Annotated in this window: 12 protein-coding genes and 2 tRNA genes; 6 read left to right on the forward strand and 8 right to left on the reverse strand. The window is 69.6% G+C overall.

What is annotated here, in order from left to right:
- Nucleotides 1-62: 62 nt before the first annotated feature.
- The 4 genes from AB0E78_RS18295 (at nucleotide 63) to AB0E78_RS18310 (ending at nucleotide 5349) form a co-directional block, all read left to right on the forward strand.
- Nucleotides 63-2978: a UPF0182 family protein gene (locus tag AB0E78_RS18295; RefSeq protein WP_361833797.1), complete on the forward strand. Its 2916-nt coding sequence runs from the start codon at nucleotides 63-65 to the stop codon at nucleotides 2976-2978.
- Nucleotides 2979-3028: 50 nt separating this feature from the next.
- Nucleotides 3029-3102, forward strand: a tRNA-Met gene (locus AB0E78_RS18300).
- 219 nt (nucleotides 3103-3321) lie between these two features.
- Nucleotides 3322-5127, forward strand: a complete 1806-nt coding sequence (locus AB0E78_RS18305) for a tetratricopeptide repeat protein (RefSeq protein WP_361833379.1) — start codon at nucleotides 3322-3324, stop codon at nucleotides 5125-5127.
- A gap of 148 nt (nucleotides 5128-5275) precedes the next feature.
- Nucleotides 5276-5349 (forward strand) — tRNA-Met (locus AB0E78_RS18310).
- Nucleotides 5350-5410: 61 nt separating this feature from the next.
- On the opposite strand, the gene AB0E78_RS18315 is transcribed toward AB0E78_RS18310, so the two are convergent.
- From AB0E78_RS18315 to AB0E78_RS18330, 4 genes are all read right to left on the reverse strand, one after another.
- Nucleotides 5411-6556: an ABC transporter substrate-binding protein gene (locus AB0E78_RS18315; RefSeq protein WP_361833381.1), complete on the reverse strand. Its 1146-nt coding sequence runs from the start codon at nucleotides 6554-6556 to the stop codon at nucleotides 5411-5413.
- A gap of 82 nt (nucleotides 6557-6638) precedes the next feature.
- On the reverse strand, nucleotides 6639-7517 hold the full coding sequence (locus tag AB0E78_RS18320) for an ABC transporter permease (protein ID WP_361833383.1): 879 nt from the start codon (nucleotides 7515-7517) through the stop codon (nucleotides 6639-6641).
- Nucleotides 7514-8335 (reverse strand): ABC transporter ATP-binding protein, encoded by an 822-nt coding sequence (locus AB0E78_RS18325; protein WP_361833385.1) that lies wholly within the window; start codon nucleotides 8333-8335, stop codon nucleotides 7514-7516. Before AB0E78_RS18325 ends, AB0E78_RS18320 begins: the two co-directional genes overlap by 4 nt.
- 162 nt (nucleotides 8336-8497) lie before the next feature.
- Entirely contained in the window at nucleotides 8498-8914 is a 417-nt protein-coding gene (locus AB0E78_RS18330; protein WP_361833387.1) for a Fur family transcriptional regulator, read from the reverse strand.
- A 147-nt stretch (nucleotides 8915-9061) separates the two neighbouring features.
- On the opposite strand from AB0E78_RS18330, the gene AB0E78_RS18335 reads away from it, so the two are divergent.
- The gene (locus AB0E78_RS18335; protein ID WP_361833389.1) at nucleotides 9062-10531 is read left to right on the forward strand and encodes a catalase; all 1470 of its coding nucleotides are present in this window, start codon (nucleotides 9062-9064) and stop codon (nucleotides 10529-10531) included.
- A gap of 91 nt (nucleotides 10532-10622) precedes the next feature.
- On the opposite strand, the gene AB0E78_RS18340 is transcribed toward AB0E78_RS18335, so the two are convergent.
- Complete coding sequence (locus tag AB0E78_RS18340; protein ID WP_361833391.1) at nucleotides 10623-11024, reverse strand: CBS domain-containing protein; 402 nt, start codon at nucleotides 11022-11024, stop codon at nucleotides 10623-10625.
- 147 nt (nucleotides 11025-11171) lie between these two features.
- The gene (gene hisN, locus AB0E78_RS18345; RefSeq protein ID WP_361833393.1) at nucleotides 11172-11972 is read right to left on the reverse strand and encodes a histidinol-phosphatase; all 801 of its coding nucleotides are present in this window, start codon (nucleotides 11970-11972) and stop codon (nucleotides 11172-11174) included.
- A gap of 162 nt (nucleotides 11973-12134) precedes the next feature.
- Here hisN and AB0E78_RS18350 point away from each other — a divergent pair, with 162 nt between their 5' ends.
- A complete protein-coding gene (locus AB0E78_RS18350; protein WP_361833395.1) occupies nucleotides 12135-12740 on the forward strand; it encodes a TetR/AcrR family transcriptional regulator in 606 nt (201 codons plus the stop codon).
- A gap of 39 nt (nucleotides 12741-12779) precedes the next feature.
- Here AB0E78_RS18350 and AB0E78_RS18355 read toward each other — a convergent pair whose 3' ends face one another.
- Both AB0E78_RS18355 and rsgA read right to left on the reverse strand, forming a co-directional pair.
- Nucleotides 12780-13103: a multidrug efflux SMR transporter gene (locus AB0E78_RS18355; protein WP_361833397.1), complete on the reverse strand. Its 324-nt coding sequence runs from the start codon at nucleotides 13101-13103 to the stop codon at nucleotides 12780-12782.
- A gap of 109 nt (nucleotides 13104-13212) precedes the next feature.
- Entirely contained in the window at nucleotides 13213-14226 is a 1014-nt protein-coding gene (gene rsgA, locus AB0E78_RS18360) for a ribosome small subunit-dependent GTPase A (protein ID WP_361833399.1), read from the reverse strand.

The raw sequence follows: 14226 nt of genomic DNA on the forward strand, positions 1-14226 counted from the left end.
AGGACCCTGACGGATCAACAGAATCAACATCGAACTTCGAGGTGCGCACCTTGGCTTTCCAGATGCCGGACCGCGGCGGAGGCCCGACGGGGCCACGGATCAGAGTGGGCCGACCCTCCCGTCGCGTCCGGACCCTGCTCATGACATTGGGCATCCTGGCTGTTCTCGCCATGGTGTTCGTCATGTTCGCGGGGTTCTGGACGGACTGGCTCTGGTACCGCTCGGTCAACTATTCGTCGGTCTTCACGACGACCCTGTGGACCAAGATCGGCCTGTTCTTCGTCTTCGGCCTGCTGATGGCGGCCGCGGTCGGACTGAACATCTGGCTGGCGCACCGGCTGCGCCCGCCGCTGAGTGCCATGTCGATGGAGCAGCAGAGCCTCGACCGGTACCGCATGAGCATCGCGCCGTACAAGAAGTGGCTGCTGCTCGGCATCGCCACGCTCGTCGGCCTGATCGCGGGCGCGTCCGCGGCGGGCCAGTGGCGCACCTGGCTGCTGTGGGTGAACGGCGTCTCCTTCGGCCAGAAGGACCCGCAGTTCCACCTGGACGTGTCGTTCTTCGCGTTCGACCTGCCCTGGTACCGCTTCCTGCTCGGCTTCGGCTTCGCGGCCACCGTGCTCTCCCTGATCGCCGCCGCCCTCACGCACTACCTGTACGGCGGGCTGCGGATCACCAGCCCCGGTGCGCGTGCCACGGCCGCGTCCACCGGGCATCTGTCGGTGCTGCTCGGCGTCTTCGTGACGCTGAAGGCAGTGGCGTACTGGCTCGACCGGTACGGCCTCGCGGTGAAGTCCAGTGACTTCAAGGCGACGGGCAACTGGACGGGCCTTCGCTACGTGGACGCGAACGCGTACCTCCCGGCGAAGACCATCCTGTTCTGCATCGCCGTCATCTGCGCGCTGCTCTTCTTCGGGACGCTCTGGCGCCGCACCTGGCAGCTGCCGGTCATCGGCTTCGGCCTGATGGTCCTCTCCGCCATCCTCATCGGCGGTCTGTACCCGGCCATCGTGCAGAAGTTCCAGGTCCAGCCGAACGAGCAGGCCAAGGAAGCGCCGTACATCGAGAAGAACATCGAGGCGACGCGGAACGCGTACGGCATCAGCGGCGTGAAGCCCGAGGACTACAAGGGCGCCGGCAAGGCCGACGAGGACCCCAAGAAGAAGCGCGACGACGCGGACTCGGCCGCCAACTACCGGCTGAACGACCCGAACATCGTCTCGCCGACGTTCCAGCAGCTGGAGCAGGAGCGCGAGTACTACCGCTTCCCGAAGACCCTGGACGTGGACCGTTACAACGGCCAGGACACCATCGTCGGTCTGCGTGAGCTCAGCCTCGACAAGCTCGACAAGCGCAACTGGATCAACGACCACTTCGCCTACACCCACGGCTACGGCATGGTCACCGCCAAGGGCACGGAGACGAAGAAGGGCTCCAAGGGCGCCCCGGACTTCACGGAGTCGGGCCTGCCGACCAAGGGCAACCTCGGTGAGTACGAGCAGCGGATCTACTACGGCGAGAAGACCACCCAGTACTCGATCGTGGGCGGGCCCCAGAAGGAGCTCGACTACGAAGAGGACGGCGGCGGCCAGAAGACCTACAGCTACAAGGGCGACAGCGGGGTCAACCTCTCCAACCCGATCAACCGCGCCGCCTACGCGGTCTCCTTCGGAGAGCCGCAGATGCTGTACTCGGGCGCGATCGGCGACGGGTCGCGGATCCTCTACAACCGCACTCCCAAGGAGCGCGTCGAGTCGGTGGCTCCCTGGCTGACCATCGACGGCGACACGTATCCGACGGTGGTCGACGGCAGGATCCAGTGGGTCGTCGACGCCTACACGACCAGCAACGGCTATCCGTACGCCTCGCGGACCACGCTCGGCGACACCACGGCCGACTCGCTGTCCGAGTCCGACGACGCGCGCGCGGTGGTGGCCCAGCAGAACCAGGTCAACTACATCCGCAACTCGGTGAAGGCGACCGTCGACGCGTACACCGGTGAGGTCAAGCTCTACACCTGGGACGACAAGGACCCGGTCCTGAAGACCTGGAAGAAGGCGTTCCCGGGCACCGTCAAGGACAAGGGCGACATCCCCAAGGCGCTGATGGACCACCTGCGCTACCCGCAGGACATGTTCAAGGTGCAGCGCGAGCTCCTGACGCTCTACCACGTCACGGACCCCGGCCAGTTCTACAACGCGAGTGACGCCTGGCAGGTGCCGAACGACCCGACGAAGAAGGACAACAGCGCGGTTCCGCCGTACTACCTGTCCATGAAGGCGCCGGGCCAGACGCAGCAGCAGTTCTCCCTGACGACGACGTTCACCCCCAGCGGGCGGCCGAATCTGCGCGCCTTCATGACGGTCGACGCCGATGCCAGAAGTGAGAACTTCGGCACGATGAAGCTGCTGAGAGTCACGGGCGACGTGGACGGCCCGGAACAGGTCCAGAACAAGCTGAACTCGATGACCGAGGTCGGTAACTTCGTCCGGGACATGAAGGGCGCCGACTCCGACGTCCTCTACGGAAATCTGCTGACCGTGCCACTGGACGACGGGTTCCTGTACGTCGAGCCCGTCTACGTACAGGGGCGCAAGTCGGCGTATCCCCTCCTGAAGAAGGTCGCTGTGTCGTACGGCACGGAGACCGCCTTCGCGGACTCCCTGAGCGACGGCCTCAACCAGGTCTTCGGGGCCGACGGGACCACCAAGCCGCCGGCCGACGGCACGGACGAGCCCACCCAGCCGCCCAAGTCGAAGGACCCGACGGTGCAGGCTGCCCTCGACGACGCCCAGAAGGCGTTCGAGGACGGGCAGACGGCCCTGAAGGACGGCGACTGGAAGGCCTACGGCGAAGCGCAGGACAAGCTCGAGGAAGCCCTGCAGCGAGCCGAGGACGCCCAGGACAAGGCGGGCGAGAAGACCGACAAGAGCGGTGACAAGAACGCCGACAAGGACGGCGCCAAGAAGGGCGGCTGACCAGCTGCGAAACACCCCCTCCGCGCCGTGGTACGGTTTGAACACAACGGCGCGGGGTGGAGCAGCTCGGTAGCTCGCTGGGCTCATAACCCAGAGGTCGCAGGTTCAAATCCTGTCCCCGCTACTAAAGACGAAGGCCCGGATCCTTATCGGATCCGGGCCTTCGTCGTGTGTGACCGGGGTCCGTGGCGTCGTGCGCTGGTCTGTGCGAACCGTGCTCCGCCCGGGGGCAGTTGGGGAAATCGGGTTTGACTTATCTCTCTGTGGGCAAGTCGACAAAACGCTGAAGTGACCTCACTGGCTGCGGTATACCAGGTGTACCCAGGTTGCAGGTGGTGCGACGATGGACGTTATGGGGGACAAGGCAACTCTGTTGGAGACAGGGCGGTTTGTGCAGCCGGCCGACCGGGAGGATCCCGGGACGGCCGCCGAGGAGTTGCGTCATCGACTGGCCGCCGAGGCCGGAGACGTCGACGCGATGAGCGTCCTCGGGAGCCTTCTGCTGCGCCGCGGTGATCTCGACGGGGCCGAATCTCTGCTGCGCGCTGCGACCGCCGAGGGCGACCGCGCCGCTGCCAACAACCTCGGCGTCCTCCTCCACCAGCGCGGATACGCCGACGAGGCGGCCGGCTGGTGGCGCGTCGCCGCCGTCGCCGGTTCCGCCGCGGCCGCGCACGCGCTCGGGCGCCACCACCGCGAGCGCGGCGACGAGCCCGCCGCGGAGTACTGGCTGCGGCAGTCCGCCGAACAGGGCCACGCCCTGGGCGCGTACGCCCTCGCCGATCTTCTGGAGCACCGCGGTGACGTCGGCGCCGAGCGCTGGATGCGGGCATCGGCCGAGCGCGGCCACCGCGAGGCCGCGTACCGGATCGCCCGTCAGCTCGACCGCCGGGCCACCGCCGACCGCACCGAGAGCGCTCGTGACGGAGGCGTACGTTCCGCTGCCGCCGAGGCCGAGCAGTGGTACCGCCAGGCCGCCGCGCGCGGTCACCGGCGGGCCGCGCTGCACCTCGGCGCGATCCTGGAGCAGCGCGGCGAGCTGAAGGAGGCGGGGCGCTGGTACCTGAACTCCGCGAAGGACGGGGAGGCGCGGGCCGCCTGCGCCCTCGGCTTCCTGCTGCGTGACGCGGGCGACGAGGAGAGCGCCGCCGTCTGGTGGCTGAAAGCCGCCCAGGACGGCGACGGGAACGCCGCGAACGCCCTGGGCGCGCTGCACGCCGAGCGGGGCGAGACCCAGACCGCCGAGCGGTGGTACAGGGCCGCCATGGACGCGGGCGACGTGAACGGCGCGTACAACCTCGGGCTGCTCTGCGCCGAACAGGGGCGGACCGTGCAGGCCGACCAGTGGTACAGGCGTGCCGCGTACGCCGGTCACCGCGAGGCCGCCAACGCGCTTGCCGTGCTGCTGCTCCAGGGGGGCGACGCCGCGGGCGCCGAGCCGTGGTTCTCCAAGGCGGCCGAGGCGGGCAGCGTGGACGCGGCCTTCAACCTCGGGATCCTGTACGCGTCCCGGGACGACGAGGACTCCGCCCTGCCGTGGTACGAGCGTGCGGCGGCCGCCGGGCACACCGAGGCCGCGCTCCAGGTCGGCACCGCGCGGCTGCGGGAGGGCGACGAGCTGGACGCCGAGCGGCATCTGCGGTGCGCGGCGGGCGGCGGCAGCGCGGAGGCGGCGTACCGCCTGGGCACCGTGCTCGACGCGCGGCGGTCCGCCGCGGGCCCGCCCGCGCTGGGGGAGCCCGCCGCCGAGAAGACCGAGTGCGAGGAGTGGTACGAGCGGGCGGCCAAGCAGGGGCACCGGCGTGCGCAGGTGCGGGTCGGGATGCTGGCCGCCGGGCGCGGGGATGTCGTCGAGGCGGCCCACTGGTACCGCCTCGCGGCGGACGCGGGCAGCAGCAACGGCGCGTTCAACCTCGGGCTGCTCCTTGCCCGCGAGGGCAGCGAGCCGGAGGCGGCGCTCTGGTGGACACGAGCCGCCGACGCGGGGCACGGGCGGGCCGCGCTGCGGCTTGCGCTGCTCTACGCCCGGCGCGGGCAGCTGGTCGAGGGCCAGCGGTGGGCTTCGCGTGCCGCCGAGCTGGGGCCCGCCGAGGTCTCCGAGCGGGCGGCGAGGCTGCGGGAAGCGCTTCAGCAGGAGCTGACCGCGTAGCCCCGGACTGTGGGCGGGCGCCCTGCGGGATGCCTGCCCACAGCAGTGGGGAACGCCTGCCCACAGCGGGGGAAACGCCTGCCCACAGCCGGGCCGGGAACTGATTTGCGCTGGTCGTAGCGATTGACGTACGGTTACAACACAACGGCGCGGGGTGGAGCAGCTCGGTAGCTCGCTGGGCTCATAACCCAGAGGTCGCAGGTTCAAATCCTGTCCCCGCTACTAAAGGCCAGAGGCCGGGAAGCATTAGCTTCCCGGCCTCTGGTGTGTCCAGGGGCGGCCACTACCGCTTGTGGCCCACCGCCTCCTCGTACAGCCTGCGGTCCACCGCCTTCTCCTCCGGGACCCTGTCGCCCTCGGCGACGCCCGCGGCCTCGTACGCCGCCTGGAGCCGGTCCGTCGTGCCGGCCCGGATCTCCCAGTCCATGCGCAGGGACGGGGTCGACCTCAGGACCGCCTCGTCGGTCTTCAGGAGCTTCGCGAGGTCGGACACGAAGGCCTTGTCGGCTTTGTAGTCACCGGCGAAGTACGTGTTCACGGTCCTGATGTACGCGCGCAGCAGCGCGACGCCCGCGTCCGGGTCCTTGGTCAGGAGGTTGGGGCCGAACAGGAGGCCGCCGAGCGGCTCGCCCTGCGGCTGGCCGCCGAGGAAGGCGTACTGCTTGTCGCCGTCGACCTTGCGCCAGACCGGGTCGAGGAGCCAGGCGGAGTCGGTGCCGCCGTTCTGGAGCGCCGTCAGGACGTCCGCCGAACCCAGCTGCTGGAACTGGATCTTGTCGAGGCCGCCGCCGTGCTTCTTCAGGGTCGTGCCCATGGGATACGAGATGACCGAGCCCTTGCCGATCATCGTGCCGAGTCTGCGGCCCGCCATCGGGACGTGGTCCGCGCTCTCGCCCTTCTTCAGCTTCACCCACAGGCCGCTCATGGACTTCGGGTCGGGGGAGAAGTTCCCGGCCGCCCACTTGATGGTGAAGCCGCCGGTGATGCCGTTCATGACGGCGGCCTCGGGGGCGGCCCACTGGGCGTCGATGTCTCCCTTGGCCAGGAGCGGCAGGGCGTCGGGGGTGGGGAGCACCTTGAGGTGGACGTCGAGGCCCTCCTTCTTGAACTCTCCCTTCTTGACGGCCATTTGGAGGGGCGCGACGTACTCGGCGCTGAGCGTGCCGGTCGCGATGGTGAGGCTGCGTTCCTTGGGCAGCGGGCGCGGGGCGGGGGCGCCCTTGTCGCAGCGGGCGGGCGCGCGGTCCTTGGCGAGGTCGGACGGGTCCGTCCAGCTGCCCTTGCCGCAGCCGGGGACCGCCTTGACGGTGCGGGGCTTCGCGGACGCCGCCGGGTCCGTGGTGTCGTCCTCCTTCGCGCAGCCCGCGGAGGCGAGCAGCGAGCCCGCCGCGAGCAGGGCCAGGGCGGAGAGCCGGGTGCGGGTGTGCATGGAGCCTCCGTACGCGTACGAATGGTTCATGACCGGTGGTTCGTGACTGGTGGTCCGGCATGGATGGTTCGTGACCGGTGGTTCATGACTGGCTTCTGCCGCGGTCGCGTGGGGCCCATGGGGTGAGCAGCCGTCCGGCGATCCGCACCAGTTCGGAGAAGACGACGCCGAGCACGGCGACGCAGACGATGCCGACGAACATCACGTCGTTCTGGAAGAGCGCCCGGGAGTCGAAGATCAGGTGGCCGAGGCCGTTCGACGCCGCGATCTGCTCGGAGGCCACGATCACCAGGACCGCGACGCCCGCCGCGATCCGCGCCCCCACGAGCACGGCGGGCAGCGACGCGGGCAGCAGGACATGGCGGAACATCTGCCACGGCGACGCACCGAAGACCTGGCCCGCGTCGCGGTGCCCGGACGGCACGGCGAGCACCGCGGCCATCGTCGAGATCCAGACGAAGAAGAAGACGGTGGCCGCCACGAGCGCGATCTGGGGGCCCTCCCCGAGGCCGAACATGTTCAGGAAGACGGGCAGCAGGGCCAGCTTCGGCACGACGTACAGCGCGTCCAGGAGTGGTTCGAGTGCCGCGCGCACCAGGGAGAGCGAGCCCATGAGGAGGCCGAGTGCGTAGCCGGTGACCGTGCCGATCGCGTAGCCGGCGAGCACGCGCTTGAGCGTGGCCCGGACGTCGGGCCACAGGTCGCCGTCCGCCGCGCGCTGCCAGCCGTCCTCCAGGATGGTTTGGGGAGCGGGGTAGACGCGGTCGTCGATCCAGCCCTGGGCGGCGGCCAGTTGCCAGAGGAGGACCAGGGCCAGGGGGACGGCGACGGCGAGGCCGATCTCCAGGGCGCGGCGCCTGCGGTGGGTGCGGGCGGGGTGCAGTTCCTGGGGGCCGGGCCTGCGGGCGATGACGCCTTCCTGGGGCTCCTCGGGAGCTTTGGGGGAGGTGGCCGTCGTCATGCCGGGACCGCCTCGTCCTGTGAGTCCTCGCGGACCGCCTCGTCCTGTGAGTCCTCGCGGACCACCTCGCCGCGCAGGAGGCCCCACAACTCACCCTTGAGTGCGGTGAATTCGGGCGTGGTGCGGACGTCTCCGGTGCGGGGCCTGGGGAACGGCGGGCGGTGTTCGGCGATGATGCGGCCCGGCCGGGCGGACATCACCAGGACGCGGTCGCCGAGGACGATCGCCTCTTCGAGGCTGTGGGTGATGAAGAGGGTGGTGGTACGGGTGGTCTGGGTGAGGTCCAGGAGCTCGTCCTGGAGGATCGTGCGGAGCTGGGCGTCCAGGGCCGCGAACGGCTCGTCCATCAGGAGGATCTCGGGCTCCACGGCCAGGGCGCGGGCGATGGCCACGCGCTGGCGCATGCCGCCGGAGAGGGTGGCGGGGTAGGCGTCGGCGAAGTCCGCCAGGCCCAGGCGGGTCAGCCAGTCGGTCGCGCGGGCGTTCGCCTCGCGGCGGGGGACCTTCTGGATGTCCAGGCCGAAGCGGACGTTGGCCTGGACGCTCTTCCAGTCGTAGATGCCGTAGTCCTGGAAGATCATCGCGGCCGGGCGCTGCGCGGTGGTGCGGATGAGCAGCTCACCCCTGCTCGGCCGCAGGAGGCCGGCGGCTATCCGGAGCAGGGTCGACTTTCCGCAGCCGGAGGGGCCGACGATGCAGGTGAATTCGCCTGGGGCGATCTCCAGGTCCACCGGACCCAGGGCGTGAACGGCCTTGGCGCCGCGGCCGAACGTTCTTGTCACTGCGTGGGCTTCGAGTTTGGGGTGCGGATCTCCCACGGTCTCTCCTTGCGGAGTGCTGGTGGTTGCTCGGGCGCCGCCGACGATATGACGACCCGTCAGATTGGGGAAGGGGGTGCGCCGTGGCTGAAATGCGCAGGGCACACGAAGGCCCCCGGCGCCTGGGGGCGCCGGGGGCCTTCGCGAACGTGAGAGGGGTTGCTACGCCGCCGCGCAGTTCGGGCAGGTGCCTCGGTACGTGACCTCGACGCCCTCGACCGTGAAGCCGAAGCGCTCTGATTCGGGGAGGCTCATCAGAGGGTTGCCCGTGGGGTGGACGTCGCGGATCGCGCCGCACTGCGCGCACACCAGGTGCTGGTGGGGGCGGTGGGCGTTCGGGTCGTACCGCTTGGCCCTGCGGTCCGTGGAGACCTCGAGGACCTCGCCGAGGGTCACCAGCTCGCCCAGGGTGTTGTAGACGGTCGCGCGGGAGATCTCCGGGAGCTTGTCCACGGCGCGGCAGTGCACCTCGTCCGCCGTGAGGTGGACGTGTTCGCCGTCGAGCACCTCGGCCACGACGCGGCGCTGCGCGGTCATACGCCAGCCGCGTCCGCGCAGTCGTTCCAACAGGTCACTCATGAGAACCAGCCTAGCAGGCGAGGGGACCAAGTCCCGAACAGGTGTGACTTTGGATGTTTGCTTGACTTAGACAATGTCCATTGTAGGATCGAGTTCGGCAGACGCCAAGGGAATCGGCCTACGCCACAGGGACAGGACTTGCAGGAAATGACGCAGGAGGCGCACGTGACGCAGGGACCGCTCACCACGGAGGCCGGCGCGCCGGTCGCCGACAACCAGAACAGCGAGACCGCTGGTGTCGGCGGTCCGGTTCTGGTCCAGGACCAGGCGCTGCTCGAGAAGCTCGCGCACTTCAACCGCGAGCGCATCCCGGAGCGCATCGTCCACGCGCGTGGCGCCGGTGCGTACGGCACGTTCACGCTGACCCGCGACGTCTCGCAGTGGACGCGTGCGAAGTTCCTCTCCGAGGTCGGCAAGCAGACGGAGACCTTCCTCCGCTTCTCCACCGTCGCCGGCAACCTCGGCTCCGCCGACGCCGTGCGCGACCCCCGTGGCTTCGCGCTGAAGTTCTACACGGAGGAGGGGAACTACGACCTGGTCGGGAACAACACCCCCGTCTTCTTCATCAAGGACGCCATCAAGTTCCCCGACTTCATCCACACGCAGAAGCGCGACCCGTACACGGGCTCGCAGGAAGCCGACAACGTGTGGGACTTCTGGGGCCTGAGCCCCGAGTCGACGCACCAGGTCACCTGGCTCTTCGGCGACCGCGGCATCCCGGCGACGCTGCGCCACATGAACGGGTACGGCTCGCACACGTACCAGTGGAACAACGAGGCCGGCGAGGTCTTCTGGGTCAAGTACCACTTCAAGACCGACCAGGGCATCAAGAACCTGACGGCGGCCGACGCGGCCGTCCTCGCCGGTGAGGACCCCGACTCCCACCAGCGTGACCTGCGCGAGGCCATCGAGCGCGGCGAGTTCCCGTCCTGGACCGTGCAGGTGCAGATCATGCCCGCGGCCGACGCGTCGACGTACCGCTTCAACCCGTTCGACCTCACCAAGGTGTGGCCGCACGAGGACTACCCGCCGATCGAGATCGGCAAGCTGGAGCTCAACCGCAACCCGGAGAACATCTTCGCCGAGGTCGAGCAGTCCATCTTCAGCCCCGCCCACTTCGTGCCGGGCATCGGTCCCTCCCCGGACAAGATGCTCCAGGGCCGCCTCTTCGCGTACGGCGACGCCCACCGCTACCGCGTCGGCATCAACGCCGACCATCTGCCGGTGAACCGCCCGCACGCCACCGAGGCGCGCACCAACTCGCGTGACGGCGCGCTGTACGACGGCCGCCACAAGGGTGCGAAGAACTACGAGCCGAACTCCTTCGGCGGCCCGTTCCAGACGGACCGGCCGCTCTGGGTGACCACCCCCGTCAGCGGTGGCACCGGCAACCACGAGGCCCCGTCACACGCCGAGGACAACGACTTCGTGCAGGCGGGCAACCTCTACCGCAAGATGACCGACGACGAGAAGGCACGCCTGATCGAGAACCTCGCGGGCAACATCGCGGGCGTCTCGCGCGACGACATCGCCGAGCGCGCGATCAACAACTTCCGTCAGGCGGACGGTGACTTCGGCAAGCGCCTCGAGGCCGCGGTCCAGGCCCTTCGCGGCTGAGATCGCTTGTCGCAGGGAGGAAAGGCGGGCCGGATCCCTTCGGGGGTCCGGCCCGCCCGCCGTTCCGGACGGTGCTCGGGCCGGACGGTGCTCAGACCGTGAGAGCCGTCGCGTGGCTCCTGCTCGGGGCCCAGCAGCGGATGATGTCGCGGACCGAGACGATGCCGGTCGGTTCGTTCCCGTCCAGCACGATCAGGTGCCGGAAGCCGCCGTGCGTCATGGCGTCGGCCGCATCCTCCAGGGTCCATGACGGGGTGGCGAAGACGACATCGGTCGTGGTGTGGGTGCCGGCGGTCTCGGTGTCCGGGTTCTGGCCGAGTCCCAGTGAGATCAGGACGTCGCGTTCGGTCAGTATTCCCAGGCCGCAGGTGTCGGAGTCGAGGACGACGGCCGCGCCGACGCGGCGCGCCGACATCAGACGGGCCGCCTGGCGCAGTGTGTGGGCGGGACCGATGGTGAGGACCACCGTGCTCATGGCGTCGCGGACGAGCATGGGCTTGAGCCACCTCCTGAGTGGAACCGCAAGAGAAGCGATTCACAAGTTCACAAGTGGGGGAACTCTCAGAGTCGCAGCGATGTCCGCAGTCAACAAGGGGGCGCGTGCTTCCGGTTCGGGGCGTGTACGCGTGGGACGCGCGCCTCAGTAGCGCTGGTTGAGGTATCCCAGGAGCTCGTCGTGGAGCAGACCGTTCGACGCCGCCGCGTTGCCGCTGTGCGGGCCGGGAGCGCCGTCGAGGCCCGTGAAGGTGCCGCCCGCCTCGGTCACGATGATCGCGGTCGCCGCCATGTCCCAGAGTGAGAGCTCGGGCTCCGCGCAGATGTCGATCGAGCCCTCGGCCACCATCATGTACGGCCAGAAGTCGCCGTAGCCACGGGTGCGCCAGACCGCGCGCGTGAGGTCCATGAACCCGTCGAGGCGGCCCTGCTCCTCCCAGCCCGTGAGCGAGGAGTACGCGAAGGAGGCGTCCTGGAGCCGTGAGACCTTGGAGGCCTTGAGCCGGGTCGCGGAGGTCAGGCTGCGTCCGGTGTAGGCACCGGCCCCCTTCGCCGCCCACCAGCGACGGCCGAGCGCGGGCGCCGACACGACGCCCACCACCGGCTGGAAGCCGCCCTCGCCCGCCTCCATCAGCGAGATCAGCGTGGCCCAGACCGGCACTCCGCGCACGTAGTTCTTGGTGCCGTCGATCGGGTCGATCACCCAGCGGCGGGGGCCCGTGCCCTCGACTCCGAACTCCTCGCCCAGGATCGCGTCCCGCGGCCGCCCCCGCTTCAGGTTCGACCGGATCAGTTCCTCGGCCGTTTTGTCCGCCTCGCTCACCGGCGTCATGTCCGGCTTGGTCTCGACCTTGAGGTCGAGAGCCTTGAACCGGTCCATCGTCGCGGCGTCGGCGGCGTCCGCGAGGACATGGGCAAGACGCAGATCATCGTGGTAGTCGGGCATGAGTGAACAGTATCGATCTCGTTGTGCCTGAGCCACAGCGCCCGATGTCCGGGCCATTCCGGGACATGACGCATACCGTGCCACCTCGCGCCGGGGCTATTGACAGCGCTCCCGAGCACGTCAACTCTGGCCGCAGAGCCGCTCCGGCCCCGGGAGGCGACGATGCCTGCAGCACGGGATTCCTTACTTGACGCGGCCGGCACGGCACTTGGCCGCCGACCATGGCCAGGCGTCCGCATGGTCGATGTCGCGGCCACCGCCGGGGTGTCCCGGCAGACCCTCTACAACGAGTTCGGCAGCAAGGACGGCCTCGCGCGCGCCCTGCTCCGGCGCGAGACCGACGCGTATCTGCACGGTGTGGAACGGGCGTTGGCCGTGGAGGGCGGTCCGGTGGACCGGCTCGCCGCCGTGAGCGCGTGGACGATCGCCGCGGCCCGCGGGAACGACCTCACCCGGGCCATGCTCACCGGCTGCTGGAGCGAACGCCTGCCCGCGCCGAGCAGGCCCGGGATCTCCGCATCGCCCGTACCGGCACAGCGGCGCGCGGACGCGGGTGTTCCGTCGCCCGCCGAACTGCTCGCCCTGGTCCGGGACAAGGCGGTGAACGCGCTGAAGGGCAGGGCCAGGCCGAAGGACACGGAGGAGCTGGCCATGGCCTGCGAGAGTGCCGTGCGGATGGCGTTGTCGTACATCGTCGCGCCCTCGCCCACAGGTGTGGACCCCGTGGAGCTGGTGCGCGGGACCCTGGGGCGCTGGATCAACGCTTGAGACGCATAAGGCGACTGAGACGCTCGCTGGGCGCGCGGGTCAGTGGGCGGAGCCCGAGAGCTGCAGGCCGATGACGCCGATGATCACGAACGAGATCGACACGAGCTTGAGCGTGGACACCACGTCGCCGAGGAAGATCATTCCGTAGATCGCGGTGCCCGCGGCGCCGATGCCCGTCCAGACCGCGTACGCCGGCCCCACGTCGAGCTTGCGCAGGGCGAGCGTGAGCAGACCGAAGCTGCCCAGGGCGAAGGCCGCGAAGGTGATGGTCGGCCAGAGCCGGGTGAAGCCGTGCGAGAGTTTCAGACAGACCGCGAAGCCTGTCTCCAGGAACCCCGCGACGATGACCAGCAGCCACGCCATGTCTCTGCCTCCCGCAACCGTACGTCCGGTGACCGCTTCGCCTGGCTTGGATCAGGCCTGGTGCGATTATGCCTTTGCCGCCGCGCCTCGGGAGCAAACAACGGCCAGGTCAGTCGTCGTCGCGTCGCTCACGCGTCGAGAGGAGCCTGCGCAGCGAGTAGAGCCGGGCGGGATCCGCGTGCCCCTCCGCCACCCAGGCGTCGAGCGCGCAGTCCGCCTCGTCGTGGCTGCACGCGCGCGGGCAGCCCTCGGTCCCCGGCACCAGGTCGGGGAAGGCGAGGATGACGCGGGACGGGTCGACGTGGTGCAGGCCGAAGGATCGCACGCCGGGCGTGTCGACCAGCCACCCCCCGGGAGAGCCCGCCAGGGGGAGCGCGAGCGCCGACGTGGTGGTGTGGCGGCCGCGGCCCGTGACGGCGTTGACGTGCCCGGTGATGCGTCGGCGGTCCTCCGGGACCAGGGCGTTGACCAGCGTCGTCTTGCCCACACCGGAGTGGCCGACGAACGCGGTGACCTTGCCGTCGAGCACCTCGCGCACCCGGGTGAGCTCCGCGTCGTCGGTGAACTCCTCGCGACTGGTGACGACATAGGGCATGTCGAGGGTGGAGTAGGTCTCCAGGATCTTGTCCGCGGACGCCAGGTCGGACTTGGTCAGGACGAGGAGCGGCGTGAGACCGCCGTCGTACGCCGCCACGATGCAGCGGTCGATCAAGCGCGTGCGCGGCTCCGGATCGGCGAGGGCGGTGACGATGGCCAGCTGGTCGGCGTTGGCGACGACCACCCGCTCGTAGGGGTCGTCGTCGTCGGCCGTGCGCCGCAGGACCGATGTACGCGGCGAGATGCGCACGATGCGCGCGAGGGTGTCCTTCTTGCCGGAGAGGTCCCCGACGAGCGAGACGCGGTCGCCCACCACGGCAGCCTTGCGGCCCAGTTCGCGGGCCTTCATGGCCATCACGACCTGGTCGCCGACCAGGACGGTCAGGCGGCCCCGGTCGACGGTGAGGACCATGCCGTCCGACGCGTCCTCGTGCTTGGGCCTGATGTGCGTGCGCGGGCGGTTGCCCTTGCGGTTGGGGCGGACGCGGATGTCGTCCTCGTCGGGGTTCTTTCCGTAACGGCGCAT

Source organism: Streptomyces sp. NPDC032198 (assembly GCF_040636975.1).
Taxonomy (GTDB): domain Bacteria; phylum Actinomycetota; class Actinomycetes; order Streptomycetales; family Streptomycetaceae; genus Streptomyces.

Excerpts from the sequence above, each read along its gene's own strand:
- AB0E78_RS18295 (WP_361833797.1), top strand. The coding sequence starts at position 63 with ATGCCGGACCGCGGCGGAGGCCCGACGGGGCCACGGATCAGAGTGGGC.
- AB0E78_RS18315 (WP_361833381.1), bottom strand. The coding sequence starts at position 6,556 with ATGCACACCCGCACCCGGCTCTCCGCCCTGGCCCTGCTCGCGGCGGGC.
- AB0E78_RS18335 (WP_361833389.1), top strand. The coding sequence starts at position 9,062 with ATGACGCAGGAGGCGCACGTGACGCAGGGACCGCTCACCACGGAGGCC.
- AB0E78_RS18330 (WP_361833387.1), bottom strand. The coding sequence starts at position 8,914 with ATGAGTGACCTGTTGGAACGACTGCGCGGACGCGGCTGGCGTATGACC.
- rsgA (WP_361833399.1), bottom strand. The coding sequence starts at position 14,226 with ATGCGCCGTTACGGAAAGAACCCCGACGAGGACGACATCCGCGTCCGC.
- AB0E78_RS18355 (WP_361833397.1), bottom strand. The coding sequence starts at position 13,103 with ATGGCGTGGCTGCTGGTCATCGTCGCGGGGTTCCTGGAGACAGGCTTC.
- AB0E78_RS18320 (WP_361833383.1), bottom strand. The coding sequence starts at position 7,517 with ATGACGACGGCCACCTCCCCCAAAGCTCCCGAGGAGCCCCAGGAAGGC.
- AB0E78_RS18305 (WP_361833379.1), top strand. The coding sequence starts at position 3,322 with ATGGACGTTATGGGGGACAAGGCAACTCTGTTGGAGACAGGGCGGTTT.
- AB0E78_RS18350 (WP_361833395.1), top strand. The coding sequence starts at position 12,135 with ATGCCTGCAGCACGGGATTCCTTACTTGACGCGGCCGGCACGGCACTT.
- AB0E78_RS18340 (WP_361833391.1), bottom strand. The coding sequence starts at position 11,024 with ATGCTCGTCCGCGACGCCATGAGCACGGTGGTCCTCACCATCGGTCCC.
- hisN (WP_361833393.1), bottom strand. The coding sequence starts at position 11,972 with ATGCCCGACTACCACGATGATCTGCGTCTTGCCCATGTCCTCGCGGAC.